The sequence below is a fragment of the Amphibacillus xylanus NBRC 15112 genome (assembly GCF_000307165.1).
In the GTDB taxonomy this organism is placed as follows: domain Bacteria; phylum Bacillota; class Bacilli; order Bacillales; family Amphibacillaceae; genus Amphibacillus; species Amphibacillus xylanus.
Genome location: NC_018704.1, coordinates 1,622,765 through 1,643,580, shown reverse-complemented (window position 1 = coordinate 1,643,580; position 20,816 = coordinate 1,622,765). Strand labels below are relative to the sequence as shown.

Sequence of the window (20,816 nt, the reverse complement as noted above, 5' to 3'; positions counted from 1 at the left end):
AATTCACAAACATAGGATATGATTTTTATGAAGTTAAAAAATTGTCATATAAAGAAATTGCAGGGGATCATATGTCGAAAATCATAGCCTATTTGATTGCTTTCTTAATTACATGTCCAATTATTGCGACGGTCATTATTTATTTTATCTTAAACTACTTTATTAAACCACGTAAGAAAGTCATTCATAAATGTATGGAGTATACTGCATTTATTTATCTTTTATCAACGATCATTATATTTAATGTCATATTTAAAATTAACTTAATCGGTCCAATGGTTCTTTTATTGTTAGTCATATTTTTTGCACTTATAGTTATACAATGGCGATTAATTCGTGATGTTAAAATCGTTCGACTATGGAAAATATATTTGAGATTTGTTTTTCTATTATTTTTCACGGCTAATTTTATTTTAACGTGTGTCTCGATATATTCATTAGCCATTAATTAAAATGAATAGCTAATATTTCTAGATTTCATCAACTAATTTAATCTAGTAAAATCCAAAACCAGTTTATCACTGGTTTTTTTATTTTTCAGAAATACGAACATATGTACTATTTTACAAGTTTTCAAAAAATTATCCAAAAAAGAGTGGTGAGAAGTGGGGGATTGTGGTAAACTATAAAAAAAGGTGGGCGATTATTATGTTTATGGGAGAATACAAACATAATACCGATGAAAAAGGTCGGATGATTATGCCGGCTAAATTTCGTGAGACATTGGGCGATAGCTTCGTTGTAACACGCGGATTAGACCAATGTTTATTTGTATATCCTATGGATGAATGGCGCATCCTTGAAGAGAAGATAAAAAAACTCCCACTAACTAAAAAAGATGCACGTGCCTTTTCACGGTTCTTCTTCTCTGGTGCTACAGAGTGTGAACTTGATAAACAAGGTCGTGTGAATTTGCCAGCACCACTTCGTAAATATGCTCAAATTGAAAAAGCCTGTGCAGTAATTGGTGTTTCAAATCGAGTTGAGATTTGGGCAGAAGATATTTGGAATGATTACATGGAACAATCGGAGTCAACATTTACTGAAATAACGGAAAATATGATGGAATTTGACTTTTAGTATATAAGGAAGGTGATCACTTGTTTGAACATATTAGCGTATTACGTAATGAAACGATTGATGGCTTAAATATTAAACCAGATGGCATTTATGTTGATGGAACATTAGGAGCTGGTGGACATTCTGAACAAATCGTAAGTAAATTGACAACTGGTCGTCTAATCGCATTTGATCAAGATGAAGAAGCACTTGAAGCAGCAAAAAAACGATTATCACCTTACCAAGATAAAATTATATTTGTGCATTCGAATTTTAGACATCTGAAGCAAGTGTTAGATGATAAAGGTGTTGAACACGTAGATGGTTTTTTATTTGATTTAGGTGTATCATCGCCGCAATTAGATCATAAAGAACGAGGATTTAGTTATCAACATGATGCTCCACTAGATATGAGGATGAATCAACAGCAAGAGTTATCTGCTTATCATGTTGTAAATGAATGGAGCTATCAAGATTTAGTTCATATATTTTTTAAATATGGTGAAGAGAAATTTGCCAAGCAAATTGCTAGGAAAATCGAGTTAGCACGAAAAGGTAAACCGATTCAAACTACTTACGAGCTTGTAGACATTATTAAAGATGCAATTCCTGCTGCATCAAGACGTAAAGGTGGACATCCTGCAAAGCGTGTTTTTCAAGCGATTCGAATAGCAGTAAATGATGAGTTAGAAGCATTTTATGATGTATTACACCAAGCTGCCGAAAAAGTAGCTGTTGGTGGTCGCATAGCTGTTATTACGTTCCACTCATTAGAAGATCGACTATGTAAGCAAGCTTTTAAAAAGTGGAGTACATTACCACCACTACCTAAAAACCTGCCAATAATTCCAGAATCAAGTCAACCACCGTTTAAGTTAATTACCAGAAAGCCAATTGTGGCAACAGAAACGGAGCTCGATTCGAATCGTCGAGCTAGATCTGCTAAATTAAGAATTGTAGAAAAAGTAAAAACATGGGATGAACAATTTTTCTATCAAGAAGGGCGGCATAAAATATGAGCTTAAGTGAAGCCAGAAGTTATCAGACATCAATCCCGCAACGAACAAGATATGCGGATCATGATTTACAACCTAAAAAAGTCATCAAAGTTAAATCACGTAAGATTACGTTAGGCGAAAAAGTCTTAGCTTGTTTTTTTGCAATAGGTATGGCAGTAGCATTAGTCTATATGGTTTCTTATAATGCCAATATTGATTCATTAAATCGAGAAGTTCAAAGATTAGAACGAGAAATATTAGAACAACAAACCATTAATGAGAACTTAAGCCACCAAGTGATGGAATATAGCAATCCGGAACGAATCCTGATGATTGCTAAACAAAATGGCTTAAATATTCAAAATACTCAAGTTAAACAAGCAACCTCTTACGTTGAGTAATCGAGGTGGTTGATTATGAAGGATAGTAACAACGGGAATTGGAAATTAAATTTACTTTTCGGTATATTTGTCGCATTATTTTTATTTATAGTTGGACGGTTTGCATTTATTCAGGTTACAGGTGAGGTACAAGGAGTAGATTTGCAGGAATGGGCAAATCGACAGCGAACCAATTACAGTGAAATTCCTGCTCGTAGAGGTTACATTGTAGATCGAAATGGCATGCAACTTGCACAAGATTTGACGATTTATCGATTATACGCAATCGTTGATGAAGATTTTTCACCCAACCCTGAAACAAGAATAAACCATGTGGCAAACTTAGAAGAAACAGCTAATGGAATAGCACCGATTATTGGTATGGAAGCAGAAGAGGTCTATTCAATTCTGAAATCTGGAGTTGATAAAGGCCTTTTTCAAGTTGAATTCGGAAGAAATGGCAGTCAATTAAGTCGAGAACAAAAAGAACAAATTGAAGCCTTAAAGCTACCAGGTGTTCATTTTATTGAAGAAGCAAAAAGATATTATCCGAATGGGATTTTTGCATCACAAGTGATTGGCTTAGCTCAAACAAATGATGAACATCAGATTACGGGAATTACCGGGATAGAGGCACAACTTGATGATTATCTAAGAGGAGAGAATGGGTCAATTTCTTTTCATCGTGATAAGTATAATACGAAGTTGCTTAACTCAAATGAAGTAATCGTAGAGGCTAAGGATGGATATGATGTCAAATTAACGATTGATCAAAAGATCCAAACGATCTTAGAAGATGCGATGTCTTATGTTGAAGAGATGTACGAGCCTGAGCGTATGACTGCGACTGTAATTGATCCGAAAACTGGAGAAATCCTTGCAATGAGTAATCGGCCATCCTATAACCCAAACAATCTAGGAGAAGTCGAAAACTGGTATAACGATGTTGTTTCAACACCAATTGAGCCAGGATCAACGGTAAAGGCATTCACTATTGCAGCAGCGATTGAAGAAGGTGTGTATAATCCGAATGAGACATTTAAATCAGGCTCATTTAAAATTGATCAGATCGAACGTCCGATTACAGACTGGAACCAAAGTTGGGGTATGATCACATACGATGAAGGTTTTCAGCGTTCATCAAACGTTGCTATGTCTAAGATTGTCTGGGATAAATTAGGTCCGGATCGATATTTAGAATATTTAAGAGCCTTTCATTTTGATCAGCCAACTGGAATCGATCTTCCAAGAGAACAGGCTGGGACATTATTGTACCGCTACCCAGTTGAACAGCTAACGACATCATTTGGGCAAGGTTCAACAGTGACTCCGATCCAAGTGGTAAAGGCAGCGACTGCGATAGCTAATGATGGGAAAATGATGAAACCATATGTCATTAAGCAAATTACTGATCCTAATACAGGTGAAATTGTATTAGAGAAGGAACCTGAAGTAGTTGGTGAACCCATTTCTAAGGAAACTGCCGATCAAGTGTTAAAAGCAATGGAATCAGTCATAACATCGAATGTAGGTACGGGTCGAAATCGTTATAATTTAGAATCCTATACTGTAGCAGGAAAAACTGGAACAGCTCAAATTTCAGGAGGATCATCTGGTTACTTAGTTGGACATGAGAATTATATCTTTTCATTTTTAGGAATGGCACCTAGTGATGATCCGAAGTTAATCATGTATATAACAGTTAAGCAGCCTAAATTAGAACCATACGAATCTGGTTCGGATCCAGTTTCATATATTTTTAAACATGTTATGGAAAATGGACTTCATTACTTAAATATTCAACCTGATAAAGAGCGTAATGAGACATATCACGATTTTGAAATGCCAGATTGGAAGACTATGTCTAAGGATGCTTTATTATCAGAATTAGCAAATCATGAACTTGTACCAATTGTGATTGGTAATGGTAATCAAATTGTAGATGCAAATATTGAACCAGGTAAACAAATTCTATCGACGCATAAACTAATTTTAATGACAGATCAACCGACAATGCCTGATTTGACTGGTTGGTCAGTAAGGAATGTAAATGAATTTGTTCAATTAGCCGGGTTAGATTTTGAAATGATTGGTTCAGGCTTTGTCTCTAGTCAAAGTATCCTACCGGATGAAACGCTAGAATCCGGACGTTATCTCTTTGTCGAATTTAATAATTAATATTCAAACTGAGTGAAAAATAAATACAGTGTACTATTCAATAATACTTGTCATATATTTAGATACAATCAGTCATTATTTTATAGGTGAGGTGTTAAATAATGAAACATGTATCACATATGACAATTCGAAAGCGAATAGTCACTGTATTTTTCATTGCTATAACGATCTTAATGGTTGTTTTGATTAGACTGATGTATGTCCAATTTGTTAAAGGTCCAGAATTAACGGAATTAGCAGAAATGTCGTGGACTAGAGATATAAAATATGAAGCAGAGCGTGGTAGAATTCTAGATCGAAATGGAGAAGTTTTAGTAGAAAATAAATCAGCACCTACAGTGATGATTGTTCCCAGACAGGTTAATGACAAAAATGAAACAGCGTCAATACTTGCCGAAATACTAGAAATGGATCCTGAAGTCATGCTCGGCTATTTAGAACAAAATATTAGTATTGTTCGATTTAGTGAGGGACGTAAATTAACAGATGAACAAGCACGAAAGATTATTGATCTAAATTTAGATGGCGTCTATTTAGCTGAAGATTCAAAACGTCATTATCCGCATGATACACTACTATCTCATGTATTAGGGTTTAGTGGAATTGATAATCAAGGTTTAGTTGGTTTAGAACTGTTTCATAATCAAAAATTAACTGGAACACCAGGTCGTCTGTCGTTTTATTCTGATGCTAAAGGAGGCCGTTTGCCTAATCTATCAGATACTTATCAAGAGCCAATCGATGGAGATGATTTAAAGCTAACAATTGATCTTAATGTGCAAACTATCGTTGAACGAGAACTTGATATCGCCGAAGCCACTTATCAACCTGATGGTGCCTGGGCATTGGCGGTAGATCCAAATACAGGTGCAATTTTAGCAATGGCATCTCGCCCAACGTTTCACCCTGAACATTATCAAAAATTCGATGCGGAAGTCTATAACCGAAATTACCCGATTTGGAGTACGTATGAACCAGGGTCAACCTTTAAGATTATTACGCTAGCTGCTGCTTTAGAAGAAAAAGTGATTGATTTGGAAAAAGACCGTTACTTTGATAAAGGACACATTGAAGTAGGTGGAGCACGACTGCGTTGCTGGAAGCATGGAGGGCATGGTAGTCAAACCTATTTGGAAGTAGCACAAAATTCCTGTAACCCCGGATTTGTCGATTTAGGACAGCGTTTAGGGGTTGATAATTTATTTGATTACATTGATGCGTTTGGTTTTGGTGTTAAAACAAATGTTGATTTAGCCGGAGAAGCGAGCGGAATTTTATTCTCGCGTGATCGAGTTGGTCCGGTTGAGTTAGGTACGACTTCCTTTGGACAAGGTGTATCAGTCACACCGATCCAACAGGTGATGGCTGTATCTGCAGCGGTTAATGGTGGAAAGCTTTATCAACCGTATGTCGTCGATAGCTGGATTGACTCTAGAACTGGAAAAACTATTGAACAAATTGAGCCGGTATTTAAAAATCAAGTAATATCTGAGCAAACTTCAATTGAGCTCCGTGAAGCGTTAGAAAGTGTTGTTGCACAAGGAACGGGACGAGGCGCGTATGTTGACGGTTATCGCGTAGGAGGTAAAACAGGAACAGCCCAAAAGGTCGGAACTGATGGGAGATATTTGGTCAATAATTATATTGTTTCATTTATTGGCTTTGCACCGGCAGATGATCCTCAAATCGTTGTCTATGTTGCAGTTGATAATCCGAAAAACGTATCACAATTTGGTGGCGTTGTAGCAGCACCAATTGTCGGTAATATTATTGAAGACAGTTTACAATCAATGGGAGTAGAGAGACGCAAAGACGGTTTAGATAAAGAGTATCGTTGGCCAGAGCAACCGCTTGTTGAAGTACCTAACTTGATTGGTTTAACCAAAAAAGATTTAATGAACTATTTAACTCAGCTGTCAATTGAATCGGTTGGAACAGGAGATATCATTGTTGAGCAAGCTCCTGGACCAGGAGAAAAAATCCCAATGGGAGAAACGATTCGCTTATTGTTCGGCAATGAATATAATCAGGAATAATCGTGCCAGTTTAACATTAATTTGTTATAATGTTTACTGTGTGTTTATTCACGTTTTAGTGATCGGCACTCCAATTAGAGTGTCGACTTTTTTCATTCACAATATATAAAAAAGTAGGGATTGTATATGAAAACCTTAAATGAAATTGCTAGTTACTTATCAGTCATTAATCAACCTAAATTTAATGTGAATCCAGAAATTAAAGGTATCCAGGTCAATTCTCAAAAAGTAACAGAATCGGATTTGTTTGTCTGTATTAGTGGTTATACTGTTGATGGACATGATTTTGTCGATCAAGCCATTAAAAATGGTGCAGTAGCAATTATTGCTGAGAAAGAACTGAACAGAAATGATGTCCCTGTTTTATATGTTAAAGATACTAAACAAACATTAAGTTTAATAGCAAATTACTTTTATGATTTTCCATCAAATCAACTACACCTTATTGGTGTAACAGGTACAAATGGAAAAACCTCTGTAACGTATTTACTAGATGAGATTTTCAGATGTAACGAAGAAAGTACTGCTGTAATTGGTACAATCCAAATGAAAATCGGTGATCAGGTTTACCCAATTGCAAATACAACACCAGAACCATCATATCTCCAGCATAGCTTTAGAAAAATGGTTGAACAAAATATTGATCACTGTATGATGGAGGTTTCTTCTCACGCCCTTGAACTAGGTCGTGTGAATGGGTGTGACTTCGACATCGCTGTCTATACTAATCTGAGCCAAGATCATTTAGACTTCCATGAAACAATGGACGATTATTTAGCGGCTAAATTACGCTTATTTAGTCATTTAGGCAATCGCTATCAGTTAGAGCAGCCTAAATTTGCTATTATTAATCAAGATGATCAGTATGCAAATGATTTCATTAATGCGACAAGTCAGCGTGTTATTACTTATGGAATTGACCAAGAAGCGGATTTCACCGCTAGAAACATACAACTAACTGCAAATGGAACCCAATTCACACTTGATACAGGTGAACAGCAGATTGACATTACAACACCTTTAATCGGTAAATTTAATATTTATAATATGCTAGCAGCGATTGCGACTGCATATATATCTGGCGTATCATTAGCAACAATTAGACTGGCATTATCACAATCAAATGGTGTCCCTGGTCGCTTTGAAACTGTTAAAGGTGATCATGATTTTAGTGTCATTGTTGATTTTGCTCACACACCAGATTCATTGGGGAATGTATTGACGACAATTCGCACGTTCGCAACTCAAAAAATATATTTAGTAGTTGGTTGTGGAGGAGATCGCGATCGCACGAAGCGACCGTTAATGGCTAAAGTTGGAGAGGATCATGCTGATTATTTAATTTTGACGTCAGATAATCCAAGAACTGAAGATCCACTCACGATTATATCCGATATGGAAGCGGGTTTAACAGGCAAGGAATATACTGTAGAAGTGGATCGTAAAAAAGCGATTGAATATGCGATAAATTTAGCAAAATCCGGTGATGTTGTCTTAATTGCTGGTAAAGGTCATGAGACAACTCAAACGATTGGAAAAGAAACGTTACCATTCAATGATTATCTAGTTGCTCAAGAAGCAATATTAAATAAATTACAGTGAAATAGAGGTGGAGTCAGGTGCCATTTGAAAAGATAATTGAACAACTCCCGCATAAGCTTGACGGAGATTGGGTAAATGTTACCGGAATTGAAGGGGTTGGAACAGATACACGTCAGTCACTCGAGGATAAATTGTTTATCCCATTAGTAGGAGAAAGTTTTGACGGGCATGACTTTATTGATACAGCAGTCAAACAAGGTGCGAAGGCAGCACTGTGGCAGGAAAGTTATCCGCGACCGAAAGGAATTGATCCTAGCTTCCCGTTAATTCGAGTTGCAGACACATTAATTGGATTACAAGAGTTAGCTAGAATTTATTTGAGATTTGTTAATCCTAAAGTAGTCGCTATAACAGGATCTAATGGTAAAACAACAACAAAAGATTTAGTATATGCGATTTCTCGCCATTACTTTAAATCTCACTGTACAAAAGGTAACTTTAATAATCATATCGGTTTACCTTTAACAGTATTAGCGATGCCGGAAGCTACTGAAGTCCTTATTTTAGAGATGGGTATGAATCATTTCGGTGAGATCGAGGATTTAACGAAGATTGCTCAACCAGACATCGCGATTATTACAAATATCGGTGAATCCCATATTGAACATCTTGGATCTAGAGAAGGGATTGCCAAAGCTAAATTAGAAGTTACTTCTCAATTTAAGACTAAGGGTCTGTTAATTTATGATGGCGACGAGCCACTATTAGCTCGCGAGTATCCATTTGAAGCGAAGTCAGTTGGGTTTAATAGATCAAATGACTATTCTATTAGTCAATTTAAACTATTGGAACATGAAACTGAGTTTGTGATCAATGATTATAGTCATTGCTTTACCGTTCCATTACTAGGAAAACACCAAGCGAAAAACGCAACCTATAGCTTTGTTGTTGGTCTTTCACTCGGTTTAACTGTTGAACAAATCCAAAAAGGCTTAGAACAAATTGAAGTGACACAGATGCGATTTGAGAAACAGACAGGGAAAAACGGTGTCACAATTATAAATGACGCCTATAATGCTTCCCCGACATCAATGAAAGTGACAATTGAAACGTTAGCACAATTAGAAGGCTATCATGAAAAAGTACTTGTTTTAGGGGATATGTTTGAGTTAGGTGAAAATGCTGCTAGTTATCACAAGCAAGTTGGTCAAATAATACCACCTGAAATTAATTGTCTATATACAATTGGTGAAAATGCAAAGAACATCAGTCAAGCTACGTCTATTCCGTCACAGCATTTTGACTCAGTTGATGAACTTATTAAACAATTAGAAGCAAAACAAAGAGAAGGAACAGTTATTCTTTTTAAAGCATCAAGAGGAATGAGACTAGAAAAAATTGTTGATGCACTATTACAGGATAATTAATGAAAGAAGATTTATCGTTTGGGCGGTTAATCGGTTATTTTAGGAGGAACAGAAAATGAATGAGAATTTTTTAGTTTTTACAATTGGGATTGCATTTTTAATCACCGTCCTTGCTTCACCAATCTTTATTCCATTTTTGAAACGATTGAAATTTGGTCAAAGTATTCGTGAAGAAGGCCCTAAATCTCACCAGAAAAAATCTGGAACGCCAACAATGGGTGGGATCGTCATTATTTTAAGCACTGTACTAACTTCATTGTTTGTACTAAATTATTTTCTTGACGATCTATTTACAGTCGAAACAACTTTAATTTTACTCGTCTTGTTAGGATATGGATTAATCGGCTTTATTGATGATTTTATCATCGTTGTTCTAAAAAGAAATTTAGGACTAACATCAAAACAAAAGTTATTCGGTCAATTGGCGATTGCGATTTTATTCTATTTAATTTTGCGAACGCAAGATATTTCAACTGCTTTAGCAATTCCAGGAACAAATTTTGAATTAGAATTAGGTTTTCTTTACCCAATTTTCGTCGTATTCATGATGGTTGGAACATCTAATGCGGTTAATTTAACAGATGGTTTAGATGGACTAGTGTCAGGAAATGCTGTCATTGCTTTTGGTGCTTTTGGTATTTTAGCAGCTTCAGTAGTCCCGCAATTCGAAGTAGCTGTTTTTTCATTGGCAATCGTTGGAGCATTGTTAGGATTTCTAATGTTTAATGCTCACCCTGCAAAAGTATTCATGGGAGATACAGGCTCACTAGCATTAGGTGGTGCTTTAGCAGCTATCGCGATCATTCTTCAATTAGAAATTTTACTTGTCATTATTGGTGGTGTTTTCGTTGCTGAAACTTTATCTGTGATGATCCAAGTTGTTTCATTTAAAACACGTGGAAAACGAGTTTTCTTAATGAGTCCTTTACATCATCATTTTGAATTAAAAGGCTGGTCCGAATGGAAAGTCGTCATGACATTTTGGTTAACGGGCTTTATCTTAGCTGCATTGGGACTATTCTTAGAGGTGTGGCTATAAAATGAGACAGTTAAATAATTTCCCATATAAAAATGTATTAGTATTAGGGTTGGCTAAAAGTGGTATTGCAACGTGTCAGGTACTTTTACGTAATGGACTAAATGTGACTGCGAATGATTTAAAAGCTGATTTGTCCAATCCCGAATTGATAAAGCTCAAAGAACAGGGTGTTCAAATCACTGTCGGTGAACACCCACTATCTTTATTAGATGGCATTGATTTAGTCATTAAAAGCCCTGGAATACCATATCATAATGAATTAATCTCAAACGCTCTAGATAGAAATATTCCAGTAAGAACAGAAATAGAGCTTTTGAGTTACTTAATCTCACAACCAGTGATTGGCATTACTGGCTCTAACGGAAAGACAACGACAACAATGTTAATCGATGATATCTTATCAAATAGTAAGATGAAATCGAGAGTTGCTGGTAATATTGGTACAGTAGCTGTCGAAGTTGCCGAGCAGCTTCAAGAAGATGAAACATTAGTATTAGAGTTATCTTCATTTCAATTAATGGGGATTGACCATTTCAGTCCGAAAGTATCTGTACTACTGAATTTATTTGAAGCCCATTTAGATTATCACGGTGACTTTAATAACTATCAAGAGGCTAAAGCGATGATCTTTAATCAGCAAACAGAAGCTGATTATTTAGTGTATAACGCTGATGACCCAAGAGTGTGTCAACTGATTCAATCGGCTAAGGCGACCTTAGTTCCGTTTAGTATCAAAGACAAACAGTTAGAGGGAGCTTGGGTAGACGAGCAGTATGTTTACTTTAAAGATCAACAGATTATTAAATTAACAGATATCCGTTTAGTCGGTGAACACAATTTAGCCAACTGTTTAGCTAGTATTGCTGCATCTCTACTAGTTGGTGCGAATCTTGAGGGAATTAATCAGACGTTAACAACATTCGCTGGTGTTAGGCATCGATTACAATTTGTTACTGAAAGAAACGGACGACAATTTTATAACGATTCAAAAGCAACAAATATATTAGCAACTTCAAAAGCATTGGCTTCATTCAAACAACCTACAATGCTTATTGCTGGTGGTTTGGATCGAGGTAATGCTTTTGATGATTTGGTCCCGTTTTTAACGAATGTTAAAGGCATGTTTTTGTATGGTGAAACTGCAAGCAAATTAGCTGAGGCGGCTCATAAAGCCGGAGTTGAGATAATAGAACAAGCAGAAACCCTTGATCAAATGGTTCATGCTGCGTATGCTGCATCAGAAAATGGTGACGTGATTTTACTCTCCCCAGCATGTGCGAGCTGGGACCAGTTTAAAACTTTTGAAGAACGTGGCGACATGTTTATTGAGCTTGTGCATACACTTTAATAAGGACATGCAGGTAAAGTCACCTGCTTAAATTAGGAAGTGAATGCATGAGAAAACAACAACTTGCTGATTGGAAGCTTGTCATTGTAATTTGTTTGCTAGTAACAATGGGGATTTTAATGGTTTATAGTGCATCAAGTATTTGGGCGAACTACAAATTTGATGACCCATTGTATTTTGGGAAACGACAGTTTTTATTTGCTACAATTGGATTGATTGCCATGTTTGTTGTTAGTCATATTCCCTATCATACGTGGCGTAAATATTCAAAGCATATTTTGATTACGTGTATTGTACTATTGGTGCTTGTCCTCATTCCTGGTATCGGTTTAGTTAGAGGTGGTGCTAGGAGCTGGATTGGGGTGGGCGCATTTAGTATTCAGCCTGCTGAGTTTATTAAACTTGGTTTATTAATCTTCTTGTCTGATCGAGTGGCAGAACGACAAAAAGAAATTACATCCTTTAAAAAGGGACTTGGACCATTATTGCTTTTAATCTTTTTTTGCTTTGGTTTAATTATGTTACAACCAGACTTAGGGACTGGATTAATACTAGTTGGTTCATGTATTATTTTATTATTTATCGCAGGTGCGCAAATAAAGCATTTTGTTTTCTTGGCAATTTTGGGACTAGCAGGGTTAACGGGCTTAATCGCATCGGCACCATATCGAATTAATCGAATTACTGCTTTTATTAATCCGTGGGATGATCCTTTAGGTAATGGATTCCAAATCATTCAGTCATTATATGCGATCGGCCCTGGTGGGTTATTTGGTTTAGGATACGGTAATAGTTTACAAAAGTACTTTTACTTACCTGAACCCCACAATGATTTTATTTTTTCAATTATTGCTGAAGAATTAGGCTTTATTGGCGCAACAATTATATTGTTACTATTCTTATATTTATTGTGGAAAGGTGTCCAAATTGGCATTAATGCACCTGATAAGTTTGGCTCACTGCTATCAATAGGTATTGTCCTACAAGTGAGTCTTCAAGTGATTATTAATATTAGCGTCGTGATTGGATTAATTCCTGTAACAGGTATTACATTACCATTTTTAAGTTATGGAGGCTCATCGCTAACATTAACATTAGCTGCAATGGGCATTGTATTAAATATTAGTCGCTATGGACAATATTAAATTGAGTGTTTTATCAACCGTAATTCTAGACCCGAACAATTTTCAGCTAGATTGTTCGGGTTTTATATGTAAAAAATAGGATGTAGTTGTTTTAACTAGATTGATAAAACGTTAAAGGTTGATCTCTTTTTCGACTTATCCTTATTAATTGACTTGTGAATTTGTCTCATTTATCATTTAGTCTAGGTCAATTTATAAGTACACTATAATATAACAGGATAAAGTAATGAGTAGTTGTTTTTTGATTCTGATTTAAAATTACAGAAAAAAATCGAAGAGAGTAAGGGGTAAATCTATTGGGAAAATTGCAATTAGTCAATATTGAGAAGTCTTACAAGACAGGAAATAGTTCAATTAAAGTCCTAAAAGGAATTTCGTTAGAATTTAGAGAAAGTGAATTTGTATCGATTCTAGGTCCTTCAGGATCTGGTAAAACAACTTTACTAAATATTATTGGTGGGCTCGACCAATACGATGCGGGTGATCTTGTCATCAATAATCTTTCAACGAAGCACTTTAAAGATCGAGACTGGGATGCATACCGTAACCGTTCAATTGGTTTCGTATTCCAAAACTATAATTTAATTAGCCATCAATCAGTGCTTCAAAACGTTGAAATAGCTATGACACTTTCTGGTGTATCAAATAGTGAGCGAAAAGCTCGCGCAAAAGAAGCCCTAGCTGATGTTGGCTTATCAGATCATATTCATAAGAAGCCGAATCAATTATCAGGAGGACAGATGCAGCGTGTTGCCATTGCGCGAGCATTAGTTAATAATCCTGACATCATTTTAGCTGATGAGCCAACTGGCGCCCTAGATTCAAAAACAAGTACACAGGTTATGAATATATTACGTGAAATCGCCAAGAAACGATTAGTCATAATGGTTACGCATAATGAGGAAATTGCTAATGAATATAGCTCGAGAATTATTCGCTTTTTAGACGGTGAAATTCAATCAGATAGTGATCCAATCGAGAAGAAAGATTCAGCGAGTATTAATCAACCAAGGACTCCAAAGAAACGTGATAAAACATCGATGTCATTATTTACTGCATTATCACTATCATTTAAAAACCTATTAACGAAAAAAGGTCGAACGATTTTAACATCATTTGCCGGAAGTATTGGGATTATCGGTGTAGCACTTGTACTAGCTCTATCTAGTGGTTTATCTAACCAGCTGGATGTGATGCAAAGTGATACGTTAGCTAACTTCCCGATTATGATCGACACAAATGAACAATTTGTTGATTTTTCAGAATTAGGACCTCCAGGATCAGAGAAAAGCAATAGCAAATATGAAGAGTTCCCTGAGGACACAACGATCTATGCATATGATTATTCAGAATCATTTATTATGCATAAAAATGTTTTCACTGATGACTTTTTAAGTTATGTAGAGAATATCGAAAATGAATTACCTGAAGCAGTTAATAATATTAGTTTTACACGTGGCGTCGGAGTGAATTTATTAGCAGAAGGAACTGATGGAGTAGTTAAATTCGAAACAATGTCACAAAATTCAATGATGGGTGGTTTCTCTGGACCATCTATGGGGTTCAGTCATTGGTATGAGATGCCAAAAGATCATCAATTTATTTTGGAGTTGTATGATCTGATCGGTGAGAATAGTCGCTTACCTGAAGCTGAGAATGAAATTGCAATCGTCGTTGATGAATATAATCGATTAAGCACATTATTTTTAGAAAAGTTAGCACTTACAGAAGAAGAATATGATGTAACCGATTTTGTCGGTAAAACAATGCTGAAGTTATTACCAAATGATGTGTATTATACTGAGGCTGAGAATGGTCTCTTTACACCTGCAAATCCAATTGAATATCGAACACTGTATGATGAAGCAGATGGTTTAGATTTAGTCGTTACGGGGATTTTACGTGTGAAAGAAGATGCAGCAACAAGTTATTTCTCAGAAGGTTTTATCTATACACAGGAATTAACTGAACGAATTATTGCTGAAGCACAAGGATCGAAAATTACACAAGCACAAAAAGATTCAGATATAAATGTATTAACAAATACACCATTCCAATCAGACGAAATGAAGGAGCAACTATTAATTCATCTAGGTGCTACTACAACACCAATCGGGATTAATATATATCCAGTTGACTTTGAAGGAAAAGATGCAATTAAAGAGTATTTGGATCAATATAATGACGGTTTGGATGAAGAAGAACAAATTGTCTACAATGATTTAGCAGAAATGGTAGGAGACATTATGACAGATATGATTAATACTGTCACATATGTACTTGTAGGATTTGCTGCAATTTCATTAATTGTTTCAACAATTATGATTGGGATTATTACTTATGTTTCAGTTATTGAACGAACGAAGGAAATTGGTATTCTTAGAAGTGTTGGAGCACGCAAAAAAGACATTTCAAGAGTATTTAATGCCGAAACAATTATTGTTGGATTTATTTCTGGTTCATTAGGTATATTGATTTCATACCTGTTAATTATTCCAATTAACAGATTGATATATCAGTTAACGGAAATTGAAAATGTAGCAAGCTTATCTGCGACAGCTGCGATTATATTAATTTTAGGAAGCATGGCACTGACATTAATTGCAGGTGTCATTCCATCAAGAATGGCAGCTAAAAAAGACCCAGTTGTAGCATTACGAACTGAATAAAACTAAAATCAACCAGATCAATTTTGATTTGGTTGATTTTTTTGGTTCATTGTCAAATAGTGTTGGTAGGTTTTATAATTAGTTGAGAATAAATTTATATTAGTTTTAATAAAGATAGAACTTGTTCACCGCAGGTGAAATACACTCGCTTTCTTACGTTTAGTCAAGTGTTTAAATCCCTTTTTTTAATTAATTCCCGGAGGGGTACCCCTCCGGGAATTAATTAAAATTTTGCACTTCGAATAGACCTTGTGTTTTTTGTCTTTTTTTCAAGGTCTATTGTGTTATAATTAAATCATAGTATGATTATTGTTGGCTTGAAGCTTTCTCATAATCATACAATAGGTCGTTTTGAATAAGATGAAATGCGACTTTCAAGAATTTATTCATACAAGCGACTACTGCAACCTTATGATGCTTATTATAGGGTTGTTTTTTTAATTTATAATAATAATCAACTAAATGATTTATTTGTTTTCCTTTAGCAGAAAGCATTGAGACAATCATAAAATACAAAATACCACGCAGTCTACTATTACCGCGTTTATTTATACGATCTTTATACTCCATATTTCCAGACTGATATCTTACGATATCTATACCGGCGTATGCATTTAGTTGTTTATTATTTTTAAAACGTGTTAAATCCCCTAGTTCAGCTATGATTCTACAGGCTAATTTATCTTTTATTCCGGGAAATGACCGAAGGATCCTGTATTCTTTACGGTCTTTTGACATTTCTGTCATTCTTTGAATGATTTCATCTTGCTCTTCCTCCATCTCTAATATTTTCTTGGCATAATCCCTTACTAACTCACAAGAATAGTCTGTTTCATCAACTGCTGGAAATGAATCCTTTGCGATTTCAATCAATAAAATTGCTCTTTCCTCTAACTTTTTTAATGAATAGTTTTTCTTAGTGCATTTTTTAATACGATTTTTAATAACTGTTTTAGATCGTTTTAATATCAAGTTTGGGTGAGGGAATACTTGTACAAGATTATAATAAAGTTTTGATTTGTTAATAAAAGCCGTATCAAAGTCTGGGAAAGATAATTGTAATGATGCATGTAGTCGATTTTTGTACTGAATCCTCTCTTTCATAATCTCATCATAGCGACGTGACATTGTACGCATCTGTTCGTAATAAGAATCTTCGCGATAAGTTTGGAAATAATCGTTTTTAAAATGATTCTTAGCCAGTTGATGCGCATCACTTATATCTGTTTTGTTTCTTCTTAGAGATTGGGTGTTAAGGTGTGCTAATAAAGGATTTAAAGAATAATAAACGAGATTATTCTCTCGTAAGAATCGTTCTAAAGCAGCCGAATATACTCCAGTCGCTTCAAAAACAAATTCTAAGGTATAATTATTCTTTTCACTTAGATCTTTAATGATTTTACTTAAATTAGAGAATCCCGTTTTTGAATGAATTAACCTCCCTTCAAATTCACAGTTACCTTGCTCGTTGTAAGCGGCCATGGTACTACTCTTTCGACTAACGTCGAAAGCAATAACGCATCTCATTTTCTTCTCCTCCTTAATATTTTTGTAGAAGTCTCCACTTTACCTTATCGATTCCACTTTCTTATACACGGTCTCTGGGGACCCAACATACTAAGCTGATTCAAATAAGGGAGTGAAGTTAGCCAGTTTCCGATCGTCGAACTCAAGGTCCTTAGCGTGATTCGGCTTTACTTCACTTCTACTATAAAAAAATAGTAGCACAAAACCTGGCCTAGGTCTTGTACTACTAATCTTAGTATGTTTCCGCGGGCACGGCTTTTAGCTAACTAAGGCAAGCAAAGAGCGCTTGCCTTAGTGGATCTTCAGCTCGTGCTTTTCCCGCAGGAGTCTCGTGTATTTCACCTGCTGTTTTTCATTTTTAAATTAAATGGCTGCTTCATATCGTGTTTTTGTGCATTTTTTTACTCGAATTTGTTTCTATTGATTTATACTTGAAGTGAATCATAATTCGTTTCTTGAAATTATAAAAATTTTGATAACCGTATGCGACTTTACTTAGTACCTTGATCTTGTTATTAATCCCTTCAATTCGACCGTTGTTGTATATGTGAATAAAACTATTCTGAATATATGGTAAATGCATACTTAAAATAAAAAAATAACGTTAGTGAGTTTTAAACTCACCAACGTTATATATTGTACAACCATTTTTTGTAAAATGTCTAAACATGTCGGGAAAATAAAAATCGATTCACTAAACAATGTCATTACTTAAGATCTGGGTATATATGACGTTTTTTAGTTTATCGAAAGTAATTTGAATTGAATTATGCTATAATTTATCTAATATATATATTAGCTTATTATTCAGCTATTTTAACATATTTTTTAGCGAACTAATAAAGGAAGAATGCGAGATGGTAGAAGAAAAAGTAGTCTCGATAGAGGACCGAATTCCAAAATTAAGAGAAGCACGTCGAAAAAAGTCAAATCGACGGTTAATCTTTTATATTTGTCTATTTTTCTCCTTGATTTCAATTGTCGTTTATTTACAATCTCCGTTAAGTTATGTTAACCAAATTAAAGTAGTCGGACTCGATTATTTAAATGTTGATGATGTCATTAGTTATTCTGAATTAACAACATCAACTAATTTATGGAGTTTTAAGATAACTAAGATCGAAGAAAAAATAGAAAAAATGAGTCACATTAAAACCGCAACTGTTAAACGGGAATTTCCTAACCATGTCCTGATTGAGGTTGAAGAATTTCAGAAAATTGGATACATAAATAATGGTGATTCCATTCAACCTATCTTAGAAAACGGTACAATTTTAAACTCATTTCCGTTGAGTGATTATCATGGTGATGCCCCGCTTTTATATCAGTTTAGCGATGATGAATACTTACAATTACTAATTGAACAAATGGCTCAATTACCTGAGGCAATCGCTGACCATATATCGGAGATTTATTGGGAACCAACTGAATCCAATCCGTATTTGGTTCGATTAAATATGAATGATGGATTTAATGTAGTAGTCAGCATTCGTCAATTTAGTAATCAAATGCCAAGTTACCCATCGATTGTTAGTCAACTAGAAGGTACAACAGGAACAATTGAAATGGGTTCAGGTGGAGCAATTTTTTATGATGAAAATAATGCTACCAATCAAAATAATGAAACTGAAGAAGATGAACAGCAGTCTGATGTTGTAAACGAAGAGGAAGTGATTAATGATGAAAGTGAAGGGTAGGCATGCGATTTTATCCCTCGTATTATTTACATTTGGTTTTTTAATTGCCTTCAGCTATCAACATACAAAATCACTCCCCAAAGATGACCCTGCCTTAGCAGAAGATTGGGATAAAACGTTCTACTACCGACAGCAGTTAATACAATTCGAGGAAAATAATCATCAACTTCAACAAGAAATTGATCAAGTTAGGCTCAATCTTTTACAGCTTGAAAATGAAATGGTTGAGCAGGTTGACCATATGCGTGATATGGTTGATGAAAAATTAACATTACAAGCATATACAGGCGAATTACCGATTAAAGGTCCAGGAATATTTGTATCGTTAAAAGACCAGGAATTTATCCCAACTGAAGCGCAGATTGATGAGTATATTGTGCATGATCGGCACATTCAAATGGTGATTAATGAGTTGATTGTTTCCGGTGCAGAAGCCTTAGCTATCAATGGACAGCGGATTTTTGCTGATAGTCATATTACTTGTATTGGTCCAGTCATATCAGTAGACGGTAACCAGTACCCAGCTCCCTTTGTTATAGAGGCAATAGGTGATCCTGATACATTAAAGAAAAGCCTTGAAATCTCAAATGGAATTATTGATATTCTAGTTAATGAGCAAATTGAAGTTGAGATAGGTAAGAAAAATGACATCAAGATGAGTGCGAGAATGAGTTAATAGGTGATAAACATGCATCGAAATCAAATTATCGTTTTTTCTATAGCGACATTTATTATTGGATTAATGTTAGCTATTTATTTTAATAAAACCCCAGATCAACCGTTAAGAGAAACGAGAGATATGTGGGAAATACGTATGCAATTACAAGAAGAGCAGAATACACAACAAGCATTACAAAATGAATTAAATGAACTTAAATCGATTGAAAGCCAATACTTATCCAGATCTGAGAAAGTGCAAATAGAGGCTTTAAGTGAATCGATGGAGAACTTAAAAGAAAAAGCCGGAATTGTAACTATTAATGAACCTGGTGTCATTATTCGTCTTGATTCCATGAATGGGTATGAAGATGATGCGTTTGACTTCGGTTTGACACCAGAATTACTCAATCGGTTAATTAATGAGTTAAATTCCTATGGTGCGAAGCATATTGCGATTCAAAATGAACGTGTAACTAACTTCACGGCTATTCGTTACGTAGGTGACCGTATCCACATTAACCAACGACCAATTCCTGACCTCCCACTCACTGTAAAAGTGGCTTCAGATGATCCAGATCGTTTATTAAGTTATATCGAAGTCAGTCAGTCACGTGACGAATTTGCAATGTATAATATTCAATTTAACCTAGAAAAAAGAGAAGATATTAATATTCCAGCATATGATAAAAAAATTCAATTAGATTATGTTGAAGTTGTTGAAGAAGACAAAGTAGGTGGAGAATAATGTGGGTTCCATTGTTATTTTTACTAGTTGGTGTGGGTTTAGGATTATTGACAGACTTCTCAATTCCACAACTTTATTCAAATTATTTATCGATTGCTATTTTAGCAGCGATGGATACCCTTTTTGGTGGTATAAGAGCCCATTATGAAAAGAAATTTGATCAACGAGTATTTTTATCTGGTTTCTTTTTTAATATCAGTTTAGCCGTAGTATTAACGTTTATTGGTCAACAACTGGGGGTAGATTTATACTTAGCCGCAATTTTTGCTTTTGGGCTACGATTATTTAAGAACATTTCAATAATTAGACGGCATGTTTTTAAAATTCAGAGTAAAAAGTAACTATTTTCGAAAGAATAAAGGAAAT

General features: G+C 35.1%; 18 protein-coding genes. 16 read left to right on the top strand and 2 right to left on the bottom strand.

From position 1 onward, the window contains the following. Positions 1-41: 41 nt before the first annotated feature. From AXY_RS08150 to AXY_RS08095, 12 genes are all read left to right on the top strand, one after another. Complete coding sequence (locus AXY_RS08150) at positions 42-452, top strand: DUF3397 domain-containing protein (protein ID WP_155835484.1); 411 nt, start codon at positions 42-44, stop codon at positions 450-452. Positions 453-648: 196 nt separating this feature from the next. Beyond that, a complete protein-coding gene (gene mraZ, locus AXY_RS08145) occupies positions 649-1,080 on the top strand; it encodes a division/cell wall cluster transcriptional repressor MraZ (RefSeq protein ID WP_015010325.1) in 432 nt (143 codons plus the stop codon). A 20-nt stretch (positions 1,081-1,100) separates the two neighbouring features. Beyond that, entirely contained in the window at positions 1,101-2,078 is a 978-nt protein-coding gene (rsmH, locus tag AXY_RS08140; protein WP_015010324.1) for a 16S rRNA (cytosine(1402)-N(4))-methyltransferase RsmH, read from the top strand. Next, positions 2,075-2,458, top strand: coding sequence for a cell division protein FtsL (gene ftsL, locus AXY_RS08135; RefSeq protein ID WP_015010323.1), 384 nt, complete (start codon positions 2,075-2,077; stop codon positions 2,456-2,458). The genes rsmH and ftsL overlap by 4 nt, the downstream gene beginning before the upstream one ends. Before the next feature lie 15 nt (positions 2,459-2,473). Further along, positions 2,474-4,615 carry a penicillin-binding transpeptidase domain-containing protein gene (locus tag AXY_RS08130; protein ID WP_015010322.1) on the top strand — a complete coding sequence of 714 codons (2,142 nt, stop codon included), beginning with the start codon at positions 2,474-2,476 and terminating at the stop codon, positions 4,613-4,615. 101 nt (positions 4,616-4,716) lie between these two features. After that, a complete protein-coding gene (locus AXY_RS08125) occupies positions 4,717-6,651 on the top strand; it encodes a stage V sporulation protein D (protein WP_015010321.1) in 1,935 nt (644 codons plus the stop codon). A gap of 126 nt (positions 6,652-6,777) precedes the next feature. Next, positions 6,778-8,253 (top strand): UDP-N-acetylmuramoyl-L-alanyl-D-glutamate--2,6-diaminopimelate ligase, encoded by a 1,476-nt coding sequence (locus tag AXY_RS08120; protein WP_015010320.1) that lies wholly within the window; start codon positions 6,778-6,780, stop codon positions 8,251-8,253. A gap of 17 nt (positions 8,254-8,270) precedes the next feature. After that, a complete protein-coding gene (locus tag AXY_RS08115) occupies positions 8,271-9,620 on the top strand; it encodes a UDP-N-acetylmuramoyl-tripeptide--D-alanyl-D-alanine ligase (protein WP_015010319.1) in 1,350 nt (449 codons plus the stop codon). A gap of 55 nt (positions 9,621-9,675) precedes the next feature. After that, on the top strand, positions 9,676-10,659 hold the full coding sequence (gene mraY, locus AXY_RS08110; protein WP_015010318.1) for a phospho-N-acetylmuramoyl-pentapeptide-transferase: 984 nt from the start codon (positions 9,676-9,678) through the stop codon (positions 10,657-10,659). Between the two features lies 1 nt (position 10,660). Further along, positions 10,661-12,007 carry a UDP-N-acetylmuramoyl-L-alanine--D-glutamate ligase gene (gene murD, locus AXY_RS08105; protein WP_015010317.1) on the top strand — a complete coding sequence of 449 codons (1,347 nt, stop codon included), beginning with the start codon at positions 10,661-10,663 and terminating at the stop codon, positions 12,005-12,007. Between the two features lie 47 nt (positions 12,008-12,054). Continuing rightward, complete coding sequence (gene spoVE, locus AXY_RS08100) at positions 12,055-13,152, top strand: stage V sporulation protein E (RefSeq protein ID WP_015010316.1); 1,098 nt, start codon at positions 12,055-12,057, stop codon at positions 13,150-13,152. Between the two features lie 296 nt (positions 13,153-13,448). After that, positions 13,449-15,821 (top strand): ABC transporter ATP-binding protein/permease, encoded by a 2,373-nt coding sequence (locus tag AXY_RS08095; protein ID WP_015010315.1) that lies wholly within the window; start codon positions 13,449-13,451, stop codon positions 15,819-15,821. Positions 15,822-16,127: 306 nt separating this feature from the next. Here the strand turns inward: AXY_RS08095 and AXY_RS08090 are convergent, their stop codons facing one another. Further along, positions 16,128-17,348, bottom strand: a complete 1,221-nt coding sequence (locus AXY_RS08090; protein WP_015009078.1) for an IS110 family RNA-guided transposase — start codon at positions 17,346-17,348, stop codon at positions 16,128-16,130. A gap of 376 nt (positions 17,349-17,724) precedes the next feature. Continuing rightward, positions 17,725-17,931 (bottom strand): transposase, encoded by a 207-nt coding sequence (locus AXY_RS12585; RefSeq protein ID WP_081585442.1) that lies wholly within the window; start codon positions 17,929-17,931, stop codon positions 17,725-17,727. A 274-nt stretch (positions 17,932-18,205) separates the two neighbouring features. Between AXY_RS12585 and AXY_RS08085 the strand changes: the two genes are divergently transcribed. From AXY_RS08085 to AXY_RS08070, 4 genes are read left to right on the top strand one after another with little or no spacing between them, the layout of a single operon-like run. Further along, a complete protein-coding gene (locus AXY_RS08085) occupies positions 18,206-19,045 on the top strand; it encodes a cell division protein FtsQ/DivIB (RefSeq protein WP_015010314.1) in 840 nt (279 codons plus the stop codon). Beyond that, on the top strand, positions 19,026-19,721 hold the full coding sequence (locus tag AXY_RS08080; RefSeq protein ID WP_015010313.1) for a DUF881 domain-containing protein: 696 nt from the start codon (positions 19,026-19,028) through the stop codon (positions 19,719-19,721). Before AXY_RS08085 ends, AXY_RS08080 begins: the two co-directional genes overlap by 20 nt. 12 nt (positions 19,722-19,733) lie before the next feature. Continuing rightward, positions 19,734-20,450, top strand: a complete 717-nt coding sequence (locus AXY_RS08075) for a DUF881 domain-containing protein (protein WP_015010312.1) — start codon at positions 19,734-19,736, stop codon at positions 20,448-20,450. Continuing rightward, the gene (locus AXY_RS08070) at positions 20,450-20,791 is read left to right on the top strand and encodes a small basic family protein (RefSeq protein ID WP_015010311.1); all 342 of its coding nucleotides are present in this window, start codon (positions 20,450-20,452) and stop codon (positions 20,789-20,791) included. Before AXY_RS08075 ends, AXY_RS08070 begins: the two co-directional genes overlap by 1 nt. Positions 20,792-20,816 lie beyond the last annotated feature (25 nt).

Excerpts from the sequence above, each read along its gene's own strand:
- ftsL (WP_015010323.1), top strand. The coding sequence starts at position 2,075 with ATGAGCTTAAGTGAAGCCAGAAGTTATCAGACATCAATCCCGCAACGA.
- AXY_RS08075 (WP_015010312.1), top strand. The coding sequence starts at position 19,734 with ATGCATCGAAATCAAATTATCGTTTTTTCTATAGCGACATTTATTATT.
- spoVE (WP_015010316.1), top strand. The coding sequence starts at position 12,055 with ATGAGAAAACAACAACTTGCTGATTGGAAGCTTGTCATTGTAATTTGT.
- murD (WP_015010317.1), top strand. The coding sequence starts at position 10,661 with ATGAGACAGTTAAATAATTTCCCATATAAAAATGTATTAGTATTAGGG.
- AXY_RS12585 (WP_081585442.1), bottom strand. The coding sequence starts at position 17,931 with ATGCATTTACCATATATTCAGAATAGTTTTATTCACATATACAACAAC.
- AXY_RS08120 (WP_015010320.1), top strand. The coding sequence starts at position 6,778 with ATGAAAACCTTAAATGAAATTGCTAGTTACTTATCAGTCATTAATCAA.
- mraZ (WP_015010325.1), top strand. The coding sequence starts at position 649 with ATGTTTATGGGAGAATACAAACATAATACCGATGAAAAAGGTCGGATG.
- AXY_RS08080 (WP_015010313.1), top strand. The coding sequence starts at position 19,026 with ATGATGAAAGTGAAGGGTAGGCATGCGATTTTATCCCTCGTATTATTT.
- AXY_RS08085 (WP_015010314.1), top strand. The coding sequence starts at position 18,206 with ATGGTAGAAGAAAAAGTAGTCTCGATAGAGGACCGAATTCCAAAATTA.
- mraY (WP_015010318.1), top strand. The coding sequence starts at position 9,676 with ATGAATGAGAATTTTTTAGTTTTTACAATTGGGATTGCATTTTTAATC.
- AXY_RS08130 (WP_015010322.1), top strand. The coding sequence starts at position 2,474 with ATGAAGGATAGTAACAACGGGAATTGGAAATTAAATTTACTTTTCGGT.
- AXY_RS08070 (WP_015010311.1), top strand. The coding sequence starts at position 20,450 with ATGTGGGTTCCATTGTTATTTTTACTAGTTGGTGTGGGTTTAGGATTA.
- AXY_RS08125 (WP_015010321.1), top strand. The coding sequence starts at position 4,717 with ATGAAACATGTATCACATATGACAATTCGAAAGCGAATAGTCACTGTA.
- AXY_RS08090 (WP_015009078.1), bottom strand. The coding sequence starts at position 17,348 with ATGAGATGCGTTATTGCTTTCGACGTTAGTCGAAAGAGTAGTACCATG.